Below are 465 nucleotides of genomic sequence, written 5' to 3'. Positions count from 1 at the left end.
AAACCGAATAAAGATGAGAGTAAGAGAGTCACAGTGAAGTACGAAGCGGAGCCAACAACAGTGGCACCAGCAGTAGAAAAAATCACAGTGTCAAATAATAAAGTTGGAAGCAGAAGATACAATTACAGTGTCAGAACTGAAAAAAGGTGACATTGTCCGCGTATATGAAGCATCAAAAGGTGGGGAAGCGATCGTAACATCAGAAGCGGTGGCGGAAGGAAAAACAGAAGCAACAATTTTAGGGAAAGATCTTTTAAAAGTAACAGGTGGCACAGTGTATGTAAGTGTACAAAGTGAAAATGAGCTAGAAAGTGCTCGTACAGCGGTGAAATATGAATCACAAGTAACAGTGGCACCAGCGGTGGATACAGTAAAAGTAACAAACAATAAGGCTGGAGATGCGGATACAATTACAGTAAGTGGGATTGCCGAAGGTGATCTTGTTCGCGTATATGATGCATCAAC

The 465-nt window shown here is 41.5% G+C and carries 1 pseudogene; it reads left to right on the top strand.

The window, feature by feature from the left end:
- Positions 1-127: 127 nt before the first annotated feature.
- Positions 128-465 (top strand): annotated as a pseudogene (locus H6481_RS28420) (hypothetical protein); the annotation flags it as partial.

Source organism: Bacillus sp. ME78 (assembly GCF_903970865.1).
Classification (GTDB): domain Bacteria; phylum Bacillota; class Bacilli; order Bacillales; family Bacillaceae_G; genus Bacillus_A; species Bacillus_A cereus.
This window is presented reverse-complemented; position numbering and strand designations above follow the sequence as displayed.